The 954-nt window shown below is 74.7% G+C and carries 1 protein-coding gene; it reads left to right on the plus strand.

The window, feature by feature from the left end; translation table 11 throughout:
* On the plus strand, window positions 1–954 hold a 954-nt coding region (moaA, locus tag RE027_RS17820), incomplete at both ends, for a GTP 3',8-cyclase MoaA (protein ID WP_368809635.1).

Here is a 954-nt window from a genome sequence, read left to right on the forward strand (position 1 = left end):
TGGACCGGCACGGGCGCCGGGCCACGGATCTGCGGCTGTCGGTGATCGACAAGTGCAATCTGCGCTGCACCTACTGCATGCCCGCGGCCGGGCTGCCCTGGCTGCCCGCCGCGCAGCTGATGAGCCCGGCGGAGATCACCCGGATCGTGGACGTGGGCGTGAGCCGGCTGGGGGTCACCGAGCTGCGCCTGACCGGCGGGGAACCCCTGGTCCGGGCGGACCTGGAACAGATCATCGCCGGGGTGCGCTCCACCCACCCGGGGCTGCCGATCTCGCTAACCACCAACGGCATCGGCCTCACCCCCCGGGCGGAGGGGTTGGCCGCGGCCGGGCTGGACCGGATCAACGTGTCCCTGGACAGCCTCGACGCCGACACCTTCCGCACCCTGGCCCGCCGGGACCGGCTGGGCGAGGTGCTGGCCGGGGCCGAGGCGGCGGCTGCGGCGGGGCTGGTGCCGGTGAAGATCAACGCGGTGCTGATGCGCGGGGTCAACGACCACGAGGCCCCCGAGCTGCTGGGCTGGGCGCTGGAGCGCGGGTTCGCGCTGCGCTTCATCGAGCAGATGCCCCTGGACGCCGATCACGGCTGGACCCGGGCGGAGATGGTCACCGCCGCCGAGATCCGCCACCGGCTCACCACCGACTACCGGCTCACCCCGCACCCGGGGGCCCGCGACGGGGCCCCGGCCCAGCTGTGGGAGGTCCGCCCGGCCGGGGGCGGGGACGTGCTGGGCACGGTGGGGATCATCGCCTCGGTGACCGAGCCCTTCTGCGGCGAGTGCAAGCGCACCCGGATCACCGCCGAGGGCCGGATCCGGTCCTGCCTGTTCTCCCACGAGGAGACCGACCTGCTGGGGCTGCTGCGCACCGGGGCCACCGATGCGGAACTGGCCGAGCGGTGGCGGGCGGGGATGTGGGGGAAACCGGCCGCCCACGGGATGGAGCGGCCCGGGC

This window comes from Kocuria sabuli, from assembly GCF_040981185.1.
In the GTDB taxonomy this organism is placed as follows: domain Bacteria; phylum Actinomycetota; class Actinomycetes; order Actinomycetales; family Micrococcaceae; genus Kocuria; species Kocuria sabuli.